Origin of the sequence: Chelativorans sp. J32, from assembly GCF_000518985.1 — a bacterium.
Taxonomy (GTDB): Bacteria; Pseudomonadota; Alphaproteobacteria; order Rhizobiales; family Rhizobiaceae; genus Chelativorans.
In genome coordinates this window covers 1-15,791 of record NZ_JAEQ01000012.1, presented here as the reverse complement: position 1 = coordinate 15,791, position 15,791 = coordinate 1, and the positions used below count along the sequence as shown (strand labels likewise).

Here is a 15,791-nt window from a genome sequence, read left to right as displayed (position 1 = left end):
TTATTCCAGAGGCTTGTTGCTGACCGCTGCCGGCGGATTGGTTCTTACGATCGACATACCGCTCATCCGCCTTGCCAATGGTGATCACTGGCCGATCCTGATGTGGCGAAGCGGCCTTACCGTTTTTACCGCACTGATCGTCTGGTTCATCTGGCGGCGTTTTTCACGCGATGTGCCGGCGCTCATCCCGGGCAAGAGTGGGCTGGTGGTGGCTTTGCTCTATGGCATTTCGTCGATCTGCTTCATCGGCGCGGTCTACAACACCTCCACCGCCAACATCGTCTTTATCCTGGCGTTCAACTCCATGTTCGCCGCACTGCTTTCATGGATTTTCCTTCGAGAGCGGCCAAAGCCGGCAACGCTTTTGGCCATGGCGGCCATGCTGGTCGGGGTGCTCATCATCGTCGGAAGCAGCGTCGGCACGGGCAATTTGTTCGGGGATGTGCTGGCACTCTGCTCGGCATTTCTGGTCGCCAGCGCAATCACCATCTCGCGCGCGAGTGGGCGAGACATGGGTTTTGCTGCTCTCGTCGCCGTCGCGCTGCCCTTCCTGCTCGCCGTGTTCATGACGGCAAAGACAGGCTATCGCATCGATCATCCCTGGTGGATCATCCTTAATGGTGCGGTCGTGATGCCGCTCTCGTTCTTCTGCCTGGCGAACGGGCCGAAATATCTCTCCGGTCCAGAGGTGGCGATGTTCTACCTTCTGGAAACTGTTCTTGCGCCGATCTGGGTCTGGATGATCTTTTCGGAGGTGCCGACAAGCCAGAGTCTGGTCGGTGGGACCATTCTTGTCGCGGCGCTGATAGCCCATTCGCTTTGGCAGCTTCACTCAGGGCGTAAGCAGCGCGAAATAGCCGCGCTGCGCCACCCCACTTAGCGCGTAGGACGAAAAACCGAAGCCGTTTCGGCAGGAGCGCAGAGGTTCAGTCACTTGCCGCCCCTGTTCCGAGCGCCGATGCTGCAGGCATCAGATCCGCTCCAGCAGCTCCGCCAGCTGGTCGGCGCATTGGCCCCATCCCTCGTGGAAACCCATTTCCTCGTGAGCCTTCTTGTCTTCCACCCGCCAATGACGGGCACGGGCGGTGTAGCGGGTCCTGCCGCCCTCATCCTCGAAGGTGATGATGCCGGTAAAAAATGGCTTCTCGGTCGGATGCCAGCCTGCGGTATAGGCGTCGGTGAAGACGAGCCGCTCGTTTTCCACCACCTCCAGATAGACCCCCTCGTTCGGATAGTCGTTACCGTCCGGATCGCGCATGACGATGCGGCTCGCGCCGCTTGGCCGCACATCGGTCTCGGCCTCTGCGATCGTCCAGGGCTTCGGCACAAACCATTGCTTCAAAAGCTCCGGATCGGTCCAGGCGCGATAGACCTTCTCGCGCGGCGCATCGAAAAGTCGGGTGAGAACGAGTTCACGCTCTTCGGAAGGAATCGCGGTTGGATGGGCGGTCATCTGTCACTCCGTCGTTGTCGTGCCCCGAGGACGATCCTCTCACGGTCGATCCGACACACCCAACAAAAAAACTAGCGCTCGTCCCTTGTCTGCTTGCTAGGAGGAGCGAATCTCGCCCATGGATACACCCCAGCTTTATCTTGATTTCACGCCTCAATATTAATCGCAGTTTAGACAGCACAAGATGACATCTCCCCATATTCTTTCTTCTGCTATGCAGCGGCGAATTACGATCAGATCATGTGGAACAAATCTTCTTCTGGAGAGTTCGACAGCAGTCTGAATCCTGGAGGAATACTCTCGTGAACAAATTTCTTGTCGGCGTAGCGGCTGCCGCGCTTTTCTCTTCCCCTGTTCTCGCTCCGCATATCTCGTTTCCGGGCATTCAACAGGCGCATGCGCAGGACGCTCAAATCAGCATCAGCGTGTTTTATGACCGGCTGGCCGAGCACGGGTCATGGGTGAGCCACCCCCGGCACCATTATGTCTGGGTGCCGACCGATGTCGATGCAAGCTGGGTTCCCTATTCACACGGCCACTGGGTCTACACCGAGCAATATGGCTGGTACTTCGCGTCCGACGAACCTTTCGGATGGGCGGTCTATCACTATGGCCGCTGGGGCTATGACCCGGAGATCGGCTGGTACTGGGTACCGGGAACCCGTTGGGCTCCGGCCTGGGTGTCCTGGAGACGTAGCAACGATTATGTCGGCTGGGCACCCCTCCCGCCCGAAGGGGACGGCGTTGCCGTCAGCGTCGAAATTTCCTCGGCCGAGCCGCCCGAAGGATATTGGGTCTTCGTGCCCGTCAAAGAGTTCGTTGCTCCGGATCTGACCGTCGTGGTCATCGACCGGCAGGAGGTACCGGTCATCTATCAGCGGACCGAAGTTCTGGGCCCAGTCGAAGTCGAAAACAATATCGTCGTCAACAATGTGATCGACGTGGATTTCGTCCGCGAGCATGTCGATCGGGATATCCAGGTCACTCAAGTGCAGGAGGTGCAGGATCCGTCCGAAGCCGCCGGCAGCGACAGCGTCGTCGCGTTCACGGGTGAGATTGCAGCTGAACAGGATGCGGCGCCTACGGAGGCCGTTGAGGCGGCGCAGGTCGAATCGCCGACCAAAGGCCAGGAGATAGAGGCAACGGGCGAGGCTCCAGGCACTGCCACGGACCAAACACCAGCCCAGGGCACGGAGCAAGCACCGGCCCAGACGACCGAGCAACCCTCGCCAAGTGAGAGCGAGCAAACACCCGCCAGCGACACCCAACAGGCACCCGATGCAGGTGCGCAATCCACCGGCCAAGAATCGGACCAGGCACCGGATGGGCAGACCGAGCAGGCACCGGCAGGACAAGAATCCACCGAGCAGCCTTCGGATCAAGAACCTGCTGCCGAACAGCCTGCCGAGCAACAGCCGGCACAAGAAGAGGCGCCTGCGGGCGAGCGTTCCGGTCAAGGTTCCGCGGCTCAGCCGCAGTCCGAGGAAGCTCCAGCAGAAGGCCAGCCGGCGGAGAGCGACACGTCCGAGGGGCAGCAGCCAGCGGAGCAATCGGCTCCCGCTCAGGAAACTCCAGCCCAGGGAGCCCCCTCAGGCGAGGCAGAGCAGGCGCCGACCCAGGAGACGCCTGCTGGAGCAGCCGAGCAGGAATCTCCTGCCGGCGGACAGTCGGAACAGTCTCCCGGTCAGGCCGAACAGCCAGCTGGCGACGGTGCGCAGTCTCCGGCGGAGGGCGGACAACAAGCGCCTGCCGGGGAATGCACGCCGCAGGCGCAGCAAGCTGGCCAGTGCTGAACGCGCACCGACCTGCATATACAGGACTAAGCTTTGGGCCTCCGCTACGGCGGAGGTCCATATTCTGCGATCAGACGTTATGCCGAAGCGGCTTAGCCGAACTTGCCCGTCCTGGGGAAACCTTTGGGAGCCATACGACCAGCGGAGGCACGGTCACCCAGCCATTCTGCGAGTTCCGCCTGACCGCGCGTAAAGGTGCGGTCGGCCGAATCGAGCCAAGTCAACCCGTCGGTCATGGCGAAGGTCTTGATGTCGGCGACGCCGCCATCCTTGTAGCGCTGGAGGCGCACGCCCTTGCCGCGCACCATCTCTGGTATCTGCGACAAGGGGAAAACGAGAAGCTTCCGGTTCTCGCCCACGATCGCGACGTGGTCGCCCGTGGCGGGAACGCATAGCCGAGCCTCGTCCGGCGCCTTGACGTTCATGATCTGCTTGCCCTTGCGGGTGTTCGCCACGACTTCCTTTTCCGGCACGACGAAACCGTTACCCGCATGGGAGGCGAGCAGCAGCTTGCGCTCGGGGTCATGCGCGAAAGCGGTGACGACCGCCTGGTCGTTCTCCATGTCGACCATGATGCGCACGGGCTCACCATGGCCACGGCCGCCCGGCAACCTATCGGCGCCGATCGTGTAGAACTTGCCTCCGGTGGTGAGGAGCAGGATCTTGTCCGTCGTCTGGGCGTGGAAGGACAGCTTCAGACTATCTCCCTCCTTGAACGCCACGGCGGAAAGGTCCGTCAGATGGCCCTTCATCGCGCGAAGCCAGCCCTTCTCCGAGAGGATGACGGTGATCGGCTCGCGCTCGATCATCGCCTGCTGCACGTCTTCAAGGTCATGCGAAGGTGCGTCGCCGAAAGTGGTGCGGCGGCGTCCGAGTGTCGGGTTCTTTTCCGGGTCGAAGGTCTGGCGAACCTTGGCCACTTCCCAGCGCACGGTCTTCCACTGGCGGGCTTCGGATCCGAGCAGCTGCTCGATCTCGCCCTTCTCTTCCGAGAGCTTGTCGAACTCGGTGCGGATCTCGAACTCCTCGAGCTTGCGCAGAGCGCGCAGGCGCATATTGAGGATGGCTTCGGCCTGATTGTCCGTCAGGTTGAAGCGCTCCATCATCACCGGCTTCGGCTCGTCCTCCTCGCGGATGATGCGGATCACCTCATCGATGTTCAGATAGGCGATGAGATAGCCCGCGAGGATCTCAAGCCGCCTTTCGATCTCGGCCAGGCGATGCTTCGACCGACGAATCAGCACTTCACGGCGATGGTCGAGCCACTCGCGCAGCACATCCTTGAGCGACAGCACCGCCGGCACCTTGCCGCGCGAGAGAACGTTCATATTGAGTGGGAAGCGCGTCTCCAGGTCGGTGAGCCGGAAGAGCGATTCCATCAGCAATTCGGGTTCCACCGTCCGGCTCTTGGGGACCAGCACGATGCGGATGTCCTCGGCGCTTTCGTCGCGCACATCCTCAAGAAGCGGCAGCTTACGGGCCAGGATCAGCTCGGCCATCTTCTCGATTAGCCGCGATTTCTGAACTCCATACGGAATTTCTGTAACCACGGCATGCCACGTGCCGCGGCCCTGATCCTCCTTGAACCAGCGAGCGCGCAGCCGGAAACCGCCCCGTCCGGTTTCGTAGGCTTCGCGGATCGACGACCGACTTTCCACGATGATACCGCCGGTCGGAAAATCCGGACCCTGGACGAAATCGAGCAGGCGGGAGACCGGCACATCGGGATCATCGATCAAGGCGAGCGCGGCGTCACACACTTCGGCAGCATTGTGCGGCGGGACGGAGGTCGCCATTCCGACCGCGATGCCGGAAGAGCCGTTACAGAGCAGATTCGGGAAGGCGCCGGGGAGCACGATCGGCTCCTCGTCTTCCTCGTTGTAGGTGGGCCGGAAATCGACCGCATCCTCGGTGATGCCGGAAAGCAGCTCCGCCGCCACCTCCGTCATGCGTGCCTCGGTGTAGCGCATGGCAGCGGCGTTATCGCCGTCGATATTGCCGAAATTGCCCTGCCCGTCGACCAGCGGGTAGCGCATAGCGAAGGGCTGCGCGAGGCGAACCAGGGCGTCGTAGATCGACTGGTCGCCATGCGGATGGAATTTACCCATCACGTCGCCCACGATGCGGGCACATTTCGCGAAACCCTGCTCCGGGTTGAGACGCAGGAGCCGCATCGTGTGCATGATGCGCCGATGCACGGGCTTCAGGCCATCGCGCACATCGGGCAGCGCCCGGTGCATGATGGTTGAAAGCGCATAGGCAAGGTAACGCTCCTCCAGCGCCTTCTTCAGGTCGACCGGAAGCGCCGAATCACCATCTCCGGGCGGAAGCACCTCTTTTCCCATGGTTTGGGGTTAACGGACATCGCCCGCCAGGACAAGTGCGCGTTGTGGCGCGGCCATAGCCTGTCCACGGCCAAATGGCGCGATCAGCGGTGCGCTTATGAGCTTAGGATATCCAAGCGGAGAAATTGACAGCCCACCGGCCCACCGCCATCTTCTGGCGCGGATTTCGCGCAACAAGGCTCGTCTCAAGACCAGCCATCAACATGGGAAAGACCATGGAACGCCCTCGCCTTCGCCCTCTCCTCCTCGCCGGCCTTCTGGTTACGGCAACCTCGTCCCATGTTTTCGCGGTCGAGGCACAGGCGGTCGGGGAGCGCCTGAAGACACTGCTCGCCAATCAGGGCATCGATCTCACCTATCAGGACGCACAGATCGCCGGCGGCGACGTGACCCTTACGGGCACGGCCATCAAGGCGCCTGAGGCCGGCAAGTCCGTCAACCTCGGCGACATTACCTTGGAGGAGGTGACGGAAGAGCCCGACGGAACATATCGCGTGGGGAAATTCGCCCTCGATGCATTTGAGCATCAGGAAGGCGACCTCAAAATTTCGATGGTGGAGCCCACGATCGAGGGATTGGTGTTGCCGCAGGATGAAGCCTCTGACCCCTTCGGCGGGTTCATGCGCTACGATCACGCGTCCATTTCGCGAATCGATGTCGAGAACGAAACCGGCCCCCTTGCCACGATCGAGAACATCACTGCCGATCTTGAGGTCGCTGACGACAACAGCGTGGTGGATTTCGACGGTACGGCCGAATCCTTCAGCCTCAATCTCCACTCGCTCGTCAAAAGCGGCAGCAGTGCGGGCGCGCTTGAGGATTTGGGCTACCAGCAGATCACTGGCAGCGCTTTCATGGAAGGCCGGTGGCAACCATCCGACGGCAGGCTCACGCTATCGCGCTACGAAGCGGTGATCGATGATGCCGGGACGCTGAGCCTGCTCTTCGACCTCGGCGGCTACACACCGCAATTCATCAAAGCGGCCACCGAGATTGCCAAGCAAATGGAACAGAACCAGGGCGACCAGCAACAAGCCGCCCAGGGCATGGCGATGCTGGGGCTGCTGCAGCAGCTCACATTCCACGGCACGGCCATTCGCTTTACGGATGATTCGCTCACGGGCAAGCTGCTCGACTACCAGGCCGAGCAGATGGGCAGTTCCCCCGATGCTCTGATCGCGCAGGTGAAGGCCATGATCCCGGCGCAGCTTGGCCCCTATGTCGGCGCAGACACCGCGGACTCGATCGCTCAGGCGGTCGGGACGTTCCTTGAGAATCCCGGGAACATCGAGATCAGCGCAAGGCCGGAAAATCCCGTGCCCTTTGCCATGCTGGCAGCAGCCGCCATGGCGTCACCGGAGATGCTCGTGAAGCAGATCGGGCTGACGGTAAGGGCCAACCAGTAGGCTTGATTGACCGCCTGCGGGCAGGATCGCCCGCAGGCCGCCTTCTAATCCTTCTTCGGAGCAAGCCGCAGGTGCAGTTCGCGCAGTTGCTGCGGTGTCGCCTCCGAGGGTGCCCCCATCAGCAGATCCATTGCCTGCTGATTCATCGGGAACATCGTGATCTCGCGCAGATTCTGGGCGCCGCAGAGCAACATCACAATGCGGTCGATGCCGGCCGCCATGCCGCCATGGGGCGGTGCGCCATACTGGAAGGCGCGGTAAAGGCCACCGAAACGCTCTTCCACCGTCTGCCGGTCGAATCCCACGATCTCGAACGCCTTGACCATCAGCTCCGGCATATGGTTGCGGATGCCGCCGGAGCTGATCTCGAAACCGTTGCAGACCATATCGTACTGGAAGGCCTTGATGGACAAGGGCTCCTGATTTTCGAGCGCCTCCATTCCGCCCTGCGGCATCGAGAAGGGGTTGTGCCCGAAATCGATCTTCTTCTCGTCTTCGTTCCATTCGTAGAAGGGAAAGTCGACGATCCAGCAGAGCTCAAACCGATCGCGATCCACAAGGTTCAGCTCCTCACCGGCACGCGTGCGCGCAGAACCCGCGAAGGAAACGAATTTCTTGGGGTCGCCTGCCACGAAGAAGCATGCGTCGCCGTCATCCAGGCCAAGTTGGCTACGGATGGCTTCGGTCCGCTCAGGACCGATATTCTTTGCGATGGGACCGGCGCCTTCCAGCGCCTCACCCTCCTTGCGCCAGAAGATGTAGCCGAGGCCAGGCTGCCCCTCGCCTTGCGCCCAGGAATTCATACGGTCGCAGAAGGCGCGGGAGCCGCCCGTCTTCGCCGGAATGGCCCAGACCTCCGCCTTCGGATCGTTCGCCAGGATGTTGGCGAAGACCTTGAAGCCGGAGCCGCGGAAATGCTCTGACACTTCCTCCATCACGATCGGGTTGCGCAGATCCGGCTTGTCGGAGCCGTATTTCCGCATGGCCTCGTCATAGGGAATGCGTGGGAAGTTCTGCGTGACCGGCTTTCCTTCGGCAAAACGCTCGAAGATGCCGCGCATGATGGGCTCCATCGTGGAGAACACGTCCTCCTGCGTGACGAAGCTCATTTCGAGATCGAGCTGGTAGAACTCGCCGGGAAGCCGGTCGGCCCGCGGGTCCTCGTCGCGGAAGCAGGGCGCGATCTGGAAATAACGATCGAAGCCGGAAACCATGATGAGCTGCTTGTAGATCTGCGGCGCCTGCGGAAGGGCATAGAACTTGCCCTCGTGAAGCCGCGACGGAACCAGGAAGTCCCGCGCGCCCTCGGGTGACGAGGCTGTCAGGATAGGCGTCGAGAATTCCGTGAACCCCGCGGCCGCCATGCGCTCACGCATTTCGGCAATGATCTTCGTGCGCGTGACGATGTTCTTGTGCAGAGTTTCGCGGCGCAGATCGAGGAAACGATATTTGAGGCGGATATCCTCGGGATAATCGGGCTCGCCAAAGACGGGCAGCGGAAGCTCCTTGGCCTGGCTCAGCACCTCGATCTCGCGGGCGAAGACCTCCACGCCGCCGGTCGCCAGATTGGGGTTGACCGTCTCCGGCGTACGCGCCTTGACCTCGCCGTCGACGCGGATGACCCATTCGCTGCGCACCTTCTCTGCGGTGCTGAAGGAAGGCGAATCTGGGTCCGCGACGATCTGGGTGATGCCATAGTGGTCGCGCAGGTCGATGAAAAGCAGGCCGCCATGATCGCGCACGCGGTGGACCCAGCCCGAGAGCCTGACGGTCATACCCACATCCGATGGCCTCAACTCTGCGCAGGTGTGGCTGCGATAACGGTGCATTATTCTTTTCCGTATCCTGAAAGGTGACCGGAAGCGGGCCCGATTGCCCGTCCAAAATCCGGCGCGAAAAGCGCATGTGCGTCCGCTTTTGTCAAGGCGCACAAGCCGAGTGTCGGCCAAGTGCCGCCGCCGAAGCGAGAAAGCCACCATAGATATTCTTCACATTTGCTCCTCCAGCGCCTAAAGAAGATGCATGGACCTGATCAAATCGCGCTCAGAGCTGGAACAAGCGGTCGCCGCGCTCGAGAAATCCGATTTCATCACTGTCGATACCGAATTTATCCGCGAGACGACCTTCTGGCCGGAATTATGTCTGATCCAGATGGCTGCTCCAGGGGTCACGGCACTGGTGGATCCGCTCGCCGAAGGCATGGACCTTGCTCCATTTTTCCGCCTCATGGAGAACGGAAAAGTGGTCAAGGTCTTCCATGCCGCTCGGCAGGATATCGAGATCATCTACAATCGCGGCGGCCTGATCCCTAACCCAATCTTCGACACCCAGGTTGCCGCGATGGTCTGCGGCTTCGGAGACAGCATCTCCTACGACCAACTGGTGAACCGGATCACGGGCGAGCACATCGACAAGACGTCGCGCTTCACCGATTGGCGGCACCGCCCGCTTTCGGAAAAGCAGCTTCGCTATGCGCTGGCGGACGTTACGCATCTCATCCCGGTCTACGAACATCTGAGGGACAAGCTGGCGCGGGAAGGCCGCGAAGCTTGGCTAAAGGAAGAGATGGACGTGCTGACGGCGCGGGAGACCTATGATCCGCATCCCGACGACGCTTGGAAGCGGCTGAAAATGCGCGCTCGCAAGCCAATCGAACTGGCTGTCCTGCAACACATTGCGGCTTGGCGCGAGAGGGAGGCACGTGAACGCAACGTGCCCCGCGGCCGCGTAATGAAGGACGACGCGCTTTACGAGGTCGCGCAGCAGCAGCCGCGGGATGTCACGGCGCTGAGCCGGCTCAGGACCATTCCCAAGGGATGGGAGCGATCCGCCTCCGCCGCTGCGCTCCTCAAGGCAGTCAATGATGCATTGGCCTTGCCGAAGGAGGCATTGCCGAAATTACCGAAGCATCATCAGGCCCCCGAGGGGGCAGCAGCCGCGGCCGAGCTCATCAAGGTGTTGCTCAAGCTGGTAGCGGAAAAAGAAGGCGTGGCCCCGAAGATGCTCGCCTCTACCGATGACATCGAAAAAATTGCGGCAGAAGGCGAGAAGGCTGACGTCCCAGCCCTTCATGGCTGGCGGCACGAGGTCTTCGGCGGGGAAGCCTTAAAACTGCTGCGCGGTGAAATCGCGCTGCGCTTCGCCAACCGCCGGATCGAAACCTTCACGCCGGCTGAACATCTGCGCAGCGCGGCGGAGTAGCTATTCCTCCGCCACGTCCAGAACGAGGTTCTTGCCCGTCAACTTGGCAAGTTGCGCCATTCTCCCATGCGGGCGTTCCCCCATCAGGTCCGCACGATCGCGCGGCACCAAAAGCGCCAGAGACCCGTCGGGTCTGTGCTGCCACTTAAGGCGCGGTATGACGCCCGGCATGGAAGCCGACAACAGATAAACCACGCGCATCAATCCGCCCAGAAGGCGTGCCCGTTCGGCATAGACCGGAGTGGCGAGCTTGCGCAATTCCGGCGACAGCGAGTCGTCGAAAACACCCTCGTGGCGAAAGAGATTTGTGAGGGCGATGAAGGCGCGGCCCGGATGGTCGATACCGATGAAGGATCCATGCGCGATTATGTTGAGCGATTGGGTACCACGATATTCCGGATGCGCGCGCCAACCGATGTCTGCCAGGAGGCAGGCGGCCCTGCGGTAGCGAGCCTCGTTCTCGGTTTCCTCGATCCCAAGTGCCTTGAAGGCTTCTCCAGCCCATTCTGCAAGCTCATGCGCATGGGTTACGGAACGCGAACGCAAAAGCGCCAGTTCCTCGGCAGCGGAAATCAGGGGGTCGGCCTTCTGCTCCTCCTCCGAAAGGAGGGAATGGAGATAGCCTTCGCGCACTCCATTCGCAGAAAGGATGATCTTCGAGGGCTTGGCGACACGGATGATTTCCAGAAGAACCGTAGCGCCGTAGGGAAGCAAGGCTCTGCGGCTCTTCGAGACACCTTCGATGCCTCGCATCTTGTCGATGTCGCCCCGCGCCACCCGTTTCAGGAACGCGATGGATCCGGCGGGATCCATTTCGTAATGATGCATCACTTCGAGAGGATAATGGTTGGCGCACATGTGAAGCCGGGCAAGATTTCGCCAGGTCCCGCCGACGCAGTAGAAGGGCCTGCCCTCGCCCTGGTCCAGCCAGGTGGCGCGGGCGATTTCCCTTTGCGTGATCTCGATGGATGCGTTGAGGGATTCGCCTGCCATGTCGCGTAGTCTCAACCCGCCGAGCGGCAGGGTGATGCCCTCGCCGATTGTCTCGGCCTTCACATCGACCAGTTCGAGACTTCCGCCGCCCAGGTCTCCCACGATGCCGTCGGCCTTATAGAAGGCCGAAATGACGCCGAGCGCCGAGTAATACGCCTCCTGGCGCCCGGACAACACCTTGATCGGAGTTCCCAGGATCTCTTCCGCCCGGTGGATGAAATCAGGCCCGTTCTTCGCCTCGCGAGCCGCGGCCGTCGCCACGACGTGGAGGGATTGAGCCCCCGCCTGCTCGGAAAGCGCGCGGAAGCGGCGGAATTCCTCAAGGGCACGGCGCGTGCCCTGCGGGTCGAGTTCGCCCGTCGTGACGATGCCGCGGCCGAGGCCTGCGAGCATCTTCTCGTTGAACAGCACCGTCGGCGACCGTGCGATCCCCTCATAGATCACGAGACGGATCGAGTTGGAGCCGATGTCGATGACGGATACGGGACGCCGGTCTTGCAGCCGGCCCTGCGAGCTCTCGATTCCCACGCGGTCAGCCGACGGCAACGGCTTTCCTTCGCCGCTTGAAAGCGGCAATCCGTCTTGGGGCGTGAGATTTCAAAGCTTCGCCGCGACCTGAGAGGCTGGGATTCGTCATGAAATATTCCTGGGCGTTGAACGCTTCCTCACCCTCCTCAGGCATCATTCGCCGGGAGGTTCCGTCTGGCAATACTTCGAAACTTTGCTGGTTGTCCATGATGTTGCCGAGCATGATCTGCCCCAGGACCTGCTCATGCACAGTCGGATTCGTGATCGGCACCATGCATTCCACCCGACGATCCAGATTGCGGGGCATCATGTCCGCCGAGGCGATATAGACGATTGCCTCGTCCGAAGGCAGGCCGTGTCCGTTACCGAAGCAATAGATGCGGCTGTGCTCGAGGAAGCGGCCGATGATGGACTTCACGCGGATGTTTTCGGACAAGCCCGGCACCTGCGGGCGCAGGCAGCAGATGCCGCGCACGACAAGATCGATCTCAACGCCAGCCCGGCCCGCCTCATAGAGGGAATCGATCACCTCAGGGTCGACGAGGGCATTCATCTTCATCCAGATCTGGGCAGGCCGTCCTGCCTTTGCGTGTTCGATTTCGCCGCGAATGTGCTCCAAAATGCGGTTGCGCAGAGTGAACGGAGATACCGCGAGCTTCATGTTCACATCCGGCTCGGCGTAGCCGGTGATGAAGTTGAAAACCTTCGCCACATCATGGGCGATGGCCGGATCCACGGTGAAGAAGGAGAGATCGGTATATATGCGCGCGGTGATCGGGTGGTAATTGCCCGTGCCGAGATGCACATAATTGCGCAGGCGCCCGTCTTCCCTGCGCACCACCAGAGACATCTTGGCATGCGTCTTGAGCTCGAGGAACCCGAAGACGACCTGAACGCCTGCACGCTCCAGATCCCGCGCCCAGCGAATATTTGCTTCCTCGTCGAAACGGGCCTTCAGCTCCACCAGCGCGGTAACGGATTTACCCGCCTCCGACGCATCGATGAGGGCACGCACGATGGGGCTGTCATTGGAGGTTCGGTAGAGGGTCTGCTTGATCGCCACCACATCGGGATCCTGCGCGGCCTGCCGCAGGAACTGCACCACCACGTCGAACGATTCATACGGGTGATGGACGATCATGTCTTTCTCCCGGATCGCCGCAAAGCAATCGCCGCCATGCTCGCGGATGCGCTCGGGGAAGCGCGGATTGTAGGGCTGAAACTTCAGATCGTCGCGGGGCAGCTTGACGATTTCGGAGATCTGATTGATTGCGAGCGGCCGCTCCAGAACGCTGATGCGGGAGCCTGCGACACCCAGTTGGGTCGCCACGAAATGACGCAGTTCCTCGGGCATCGAGCTCTCGAATTCAATGCGTATCACCCAGCCGCGACGTCTGCGTTTCAATGCCGTCTCGAAGAAGCGGACCAGGTCCTCCGCCTCCTCCTCCACCTCGATATCGCTGTCGCGGATGATGCGGAAGGTTCCGGAGCCATTCACCTTGTAACCCGGAAAGAGCTTGCCGATGAACATCTCCACGACATCCTCAAGGGTGATGAACCGCACGAGGCCGGGCCGCTCCGGCAACGGAATGAAGCGCTGCAGCGTCACGGGAAGACGCAGGAGCGCCGTCATCGTCTCCTTGTTCGACAGGTGCTCAAGATCCAGCGCTATCGAGAAACCAAGATTGGGGATGAACGGAAAAGGGTGGGCCGGATCGATGGAGAGCGGCGTCAGTACGGGATAGATTTCCTCCATGAACTGCTGCTCGACCCAGGCGCGGTCATCCTTGGATAACGCCTCGGGTCCAACGATGGCGATGCCTTCCTTCTTCAGAAGTTCCAGGAGTTGAACCAGGCTTTGCTGCTGCTCGACCTGAAGCCTGCTCACTTCCCGCAGGATGTGTTCCAGCTGCTCTTCCGGCGTGCGGCCATCGGCGCTCTTCTCCAGAATGCCCTGGCGCACCTGGCCTGCAAGGCCCGCAACCCTGACCATGAAGAACTCGTCAAGATTGTCGGCTGAAATGGAAAGGAAGCGGACGCGCTCCAGCAGCGGATGGCACGCGTTTTGCGACTCCTCCAATACGCGCCGATTGAACTGAAGCCATGAGAACTCGCGGTTGACGAAGCGATCGGGGCTCGTGAGGGCGATCTGATCCGCACCTTCCGGCGTACTCGGAAACTCAGTCTTGACCGGCTTCAGTTCGTTCATGGTTTTCCGCTTGCTCCCGCCCACGGGCTTTCTCCCGCTCACATAATGTATGTGTTGGCAGCATTTTACGACAGTTTCATATCACGGAATGGTTGATGTTCCTTTTTGATGCCGGCATTCCGGGTGCCGCTGCCAAAGCGTGGCTTGCAAAGACGCCAATAATGCCTACAAACCGGGCGCGACAGCTTTGAAGCAGCCGCGGAGACAATCATGGCCGGCCATCCGACACCGCACTTCCACAACAGCAACGGATACCCGTCTATCGAAATCGGCGTGAAGGAATTCATGTGCGTCGGAGCCAAGCCGCCCTTCGACCATCCGCACGTTTTCCTGGATATGGGTGACGACAGCGAGCGCGTCTGCCCGTACTGCTCGACGCTCTACCGCTACAACCCCAACCTGAAGGCCGAGGAAAGCGTGCCGGCCGACTGCCTCTTCCAGCAAGAAGCGGTGTGATCGAGCGGTGACAAGCGCCGTTGTCGCCGGTGCCGGCATCGCCGGTTTGACGGCTGCGCTTGCCCTTGCAGCCAAGGGGTTCGCCGTTACCGTATTCGAAAAGGCTGAAGACCTGCAGGAAGCAGGAGCCGGCCTGCAACTCTCCCCAAACGCGACCCGCGTCCTCCGCTCACTGGGGGTGCTCGACCATTTGGAGAAAGAAGCAGTCCGACCGCAAGCGGTCATTCTGAAGGATGCGGCCAGCCTTGCGAAGCTGGCGCGCGTTCCCCTTGGGCCTTCAGCCGAGGAGCGATGGGGCGCACCCTATCTGGTGGCCCATCGGGCGGATCTCCAAGGCGCGCTTTTGCGGACCCTGCAGCGTTTTCCTTCCATCAAGCTCATTACCGGCGCTGAAATATGCAGGGCTGAATTCACCGGAAGCGGCGTAATGGTGGAAATCCGTGAACAGGGCGGCACGAGGCGAGTCGAGGGCGATCTCCTCGTTGCTGCCGACGGGGTGTGGTCAAAGCTTAGGGAGCTCGTCGGCGGGCCTGCCAGTCACTTCACCGGATATATCGCTTACCGCGCGATCCTTACCCATTCCAGTCACGGCGCGCTCAGCCCGGGTGCCGTCAACGCTTTTCTTTCGCCCGGCTTCCACCTTGTCGCCTACCCCTTGCGCGGAGGTGCAGCCACCAATCTGGTAGCGGTGACGCGGGGCGCCGAGACCGCGCGCGGCTGGTCCAACAACGTGGATACCGATCACCTACTGAAGAAAATGGAAGGGGCCGCGCCTGCTCTTTTGGATTTTATACGAGATTCCGGTCGCTGGACGGCTTGGCCCATTTACGCCGCTGCGGAAGGCGGTCCCTGGGTCGATCGCCAAGGCCTCGTCCTCATCGGCGATGCAGCCCATGCGCTGACGCCCTATGCTGCACAGGGCGCAGCGATGGCGATAGAGGATGCGGCGGCTCTGGCCACGCTTCTGGTCACCAGGGAGAGCCTACCGGAGGCACTGACCGCATTCGAACGCACGCGCAAAGCCCGCGTCCAGAAGGTGATCCGGCGCGGAAATTTCAACCGGCTCGTCTGGCACGCCGGCGGTGTGGTGGCATTCGCCCGCAATCTTGCGCTGAAGCTCAAAAGCCAGCAGAGCCTCGCCGCCGATCTGGACTGGCTCTACGCCTACGATGCCGAGAAAGAGGAGCGGTGAACGGCGTCAGAGGCCGTACGATGCTCGTCCCGTTCCATTCCGCGTTTCCGATCTACAGGGCTGTGCGCCCATAAGGACGCACAAGCCGCGTTGTCCAGGTTCGGCTTTCTGGCCGATGTGCTAAGGCCTGTTGAGATTCATCGGGAGTTTATGACGGCTGCTGCGAGATGGATGATGGCGTTGAAGCTCTGGTCGGTTTTGTCGGCACGCATGGC

General features: G+C 61.2%; 11 protein-coding genes. 6 read left to right on the top strand and 5 right to left on the bottom strand.

The genetic code is table 11. From position 1 onward, the window contains the following. Positions 1-16: 16 nt before the first annotated feature. Positions 17-880 carry a DMT family transporter gene (locus CHEJ32_RS0115370; RefSeq protein WP_371179808.1) on the top strand — a complete coding sequence of 288 codons (864 nt, stop codon included), beginning with the start codon at positions 17-19 and terminating at the stop codon, positions 878-880. Between the two features lie 90 nt (positions 881-970). Here CHEJ32_RS0115370 and CHEJ32_RS0115365 read toward each other — a convergent pair whose 3' ends face one another. Beyond that, positions 971-1,453, bottom strand: coding sequence for an SRPBCC family protein (locus CHEJ32_RS0115365; RefSeq protein ID WP_028034585.1), 483 nt, complete (start codon positions 1,451-1,453; stop codon positions 971-973). A 302-nt stretch (positions 1,454-1,755) separates the two neighbouring features. Here CHEJ32_RS0115365 and CHEJ32_RS26340 point away from each other — a divergent pair, with 302 nt between their 5' ends. After that, positions 1,756-3,246 (top strand): DUF6600 domain-containing protein, encoded by a 1,491-nt coding sequence (locus CHEJ32_RS26340; RefSeq protein WP_051469701.1) that lies wholly within the window; start codon positions 1,756-1,758, stop codon positions 3,244-3,246. 92 nt (positions 3,247-3,338) lie between these two features. Here CHEJ32_RS26340 and parC read toward each other — a convergent pair whose 3' ends face one another. Continuing rightward, complete coding sequence (gene parC, locus CHEJ32_RS0115355) at positions 3,339-5,591, bottom strand: DNA topoisomerase IV subunit A (RefSeq protein WP_028034584.1); 2,253 nt, start codon at positions 5,589-5,591, stop codon at positions 3,339-3,341. A 215-nt stretch (positions 5,592-5,806) separates the two neighbouring features. Between parC and CHEJ32_RS0115345 the strand changes: the two genes are divergently transcribed. Next, positions 5,807-6,997, top strand: a complete 1,191-nt coding sequence (locus tag CHEJ32_RS0115345; protein WP_028034583.1) for a hypothetical protein — start codon at positions 5,807-5,809, stop codon at positions 6,995-6,997. 44 nt (positions 6,998-7,041) lie between these two features. On the opposite strand, the gene aspS is transcribed toward CHEJ32_RS0115345, so the two are convergent. Further along, on the bottom strand, positions 7,042-8,826 hold the full coding sequence (gene aspS, locus CHEJ32_RS0115340) for an aspartate--tRNA ligase (RefSeq protein ID WP_028034582.1): 1,785 nt from the start codon (positions 8,824-8,826) through the stop codon (positions 7,042-7,044). A 193-nt stretch (positions 8,827-9,019) separates the two neighbouring features. Here aspS and rnd point away from each other — a divergent pair, with 193 nt between their 5' ends. Then, positions 9,020-10,198: a ribonuclease D gene (rnd, locus tag CHEJ32_RS0115335; protein WP_028034581.1), complete on the top strand. Its 1,179-nt coding sequence runs from the start codon at positions 9,020-9,022 to the stop codon at positions 10,196-10,198. Here rnd and ppx read toward each other — a convergent pair whose 3' ends face one another. Further along, positions 10,199-11,719, bottom strand: a complete 1,521-nt coding sequence (gene ppx, locus CHEJ32_RS0115330) for an exopolyphosphatase (protein ID WP_028034580.1) — start codon at positions 11,717-11,719, stop codon at positions 10,199-10,201. A gap of 4 nt (positions 11,720-11,723) precedes the next feature. Beyond that, positions 11,724-13,928, bottom strand: coding sequence for an RNA degradosome polyphosphate kinase (locus tag CHEJ32_RS0115325; protein ID WP_028034579.1), 2,205 nt, complete (start codon positions 13,926-13,928; stop codon positions 11,724-11,726). A 210-nt stretch (positions 13,929-14,138) separates the two neighbouring features. On the opposite strand from CHEJ32_RS0115325, the gene CHEJ32_RS0115320 reads away from it, so the two are divergent. Together CHEJ32_RS0115320 and CHEJ32_RS0115315 are read left to right on the top strand one after the other, a co-directional pair. Then, complete coding sequence (locus CHEJ32_RS0115320; RefSeq protein ID WP_028034578.1) at positions 14,139-14,384, top strand: zinc-finger domain-containing protein; 246 nt, start codon at positions 14,139-14,141, stop codon at positions 14,382-14,384. A 7-nt stretch (positions 14,385-14,391) separates the two neighbouring features. Further along, positions 14,392-15,576, top strand: coding sequence for an FAD-dependent monooxygenase (locus tag CHEJ32_RS0115315; protein ID WP_028034577.1), 1,185 nt, complete (start codon positions 14,392-14,394; stop codon positions 15,574-15,576). Positions 15,577-15,791 lie beyond the last annotated feature (215 nt).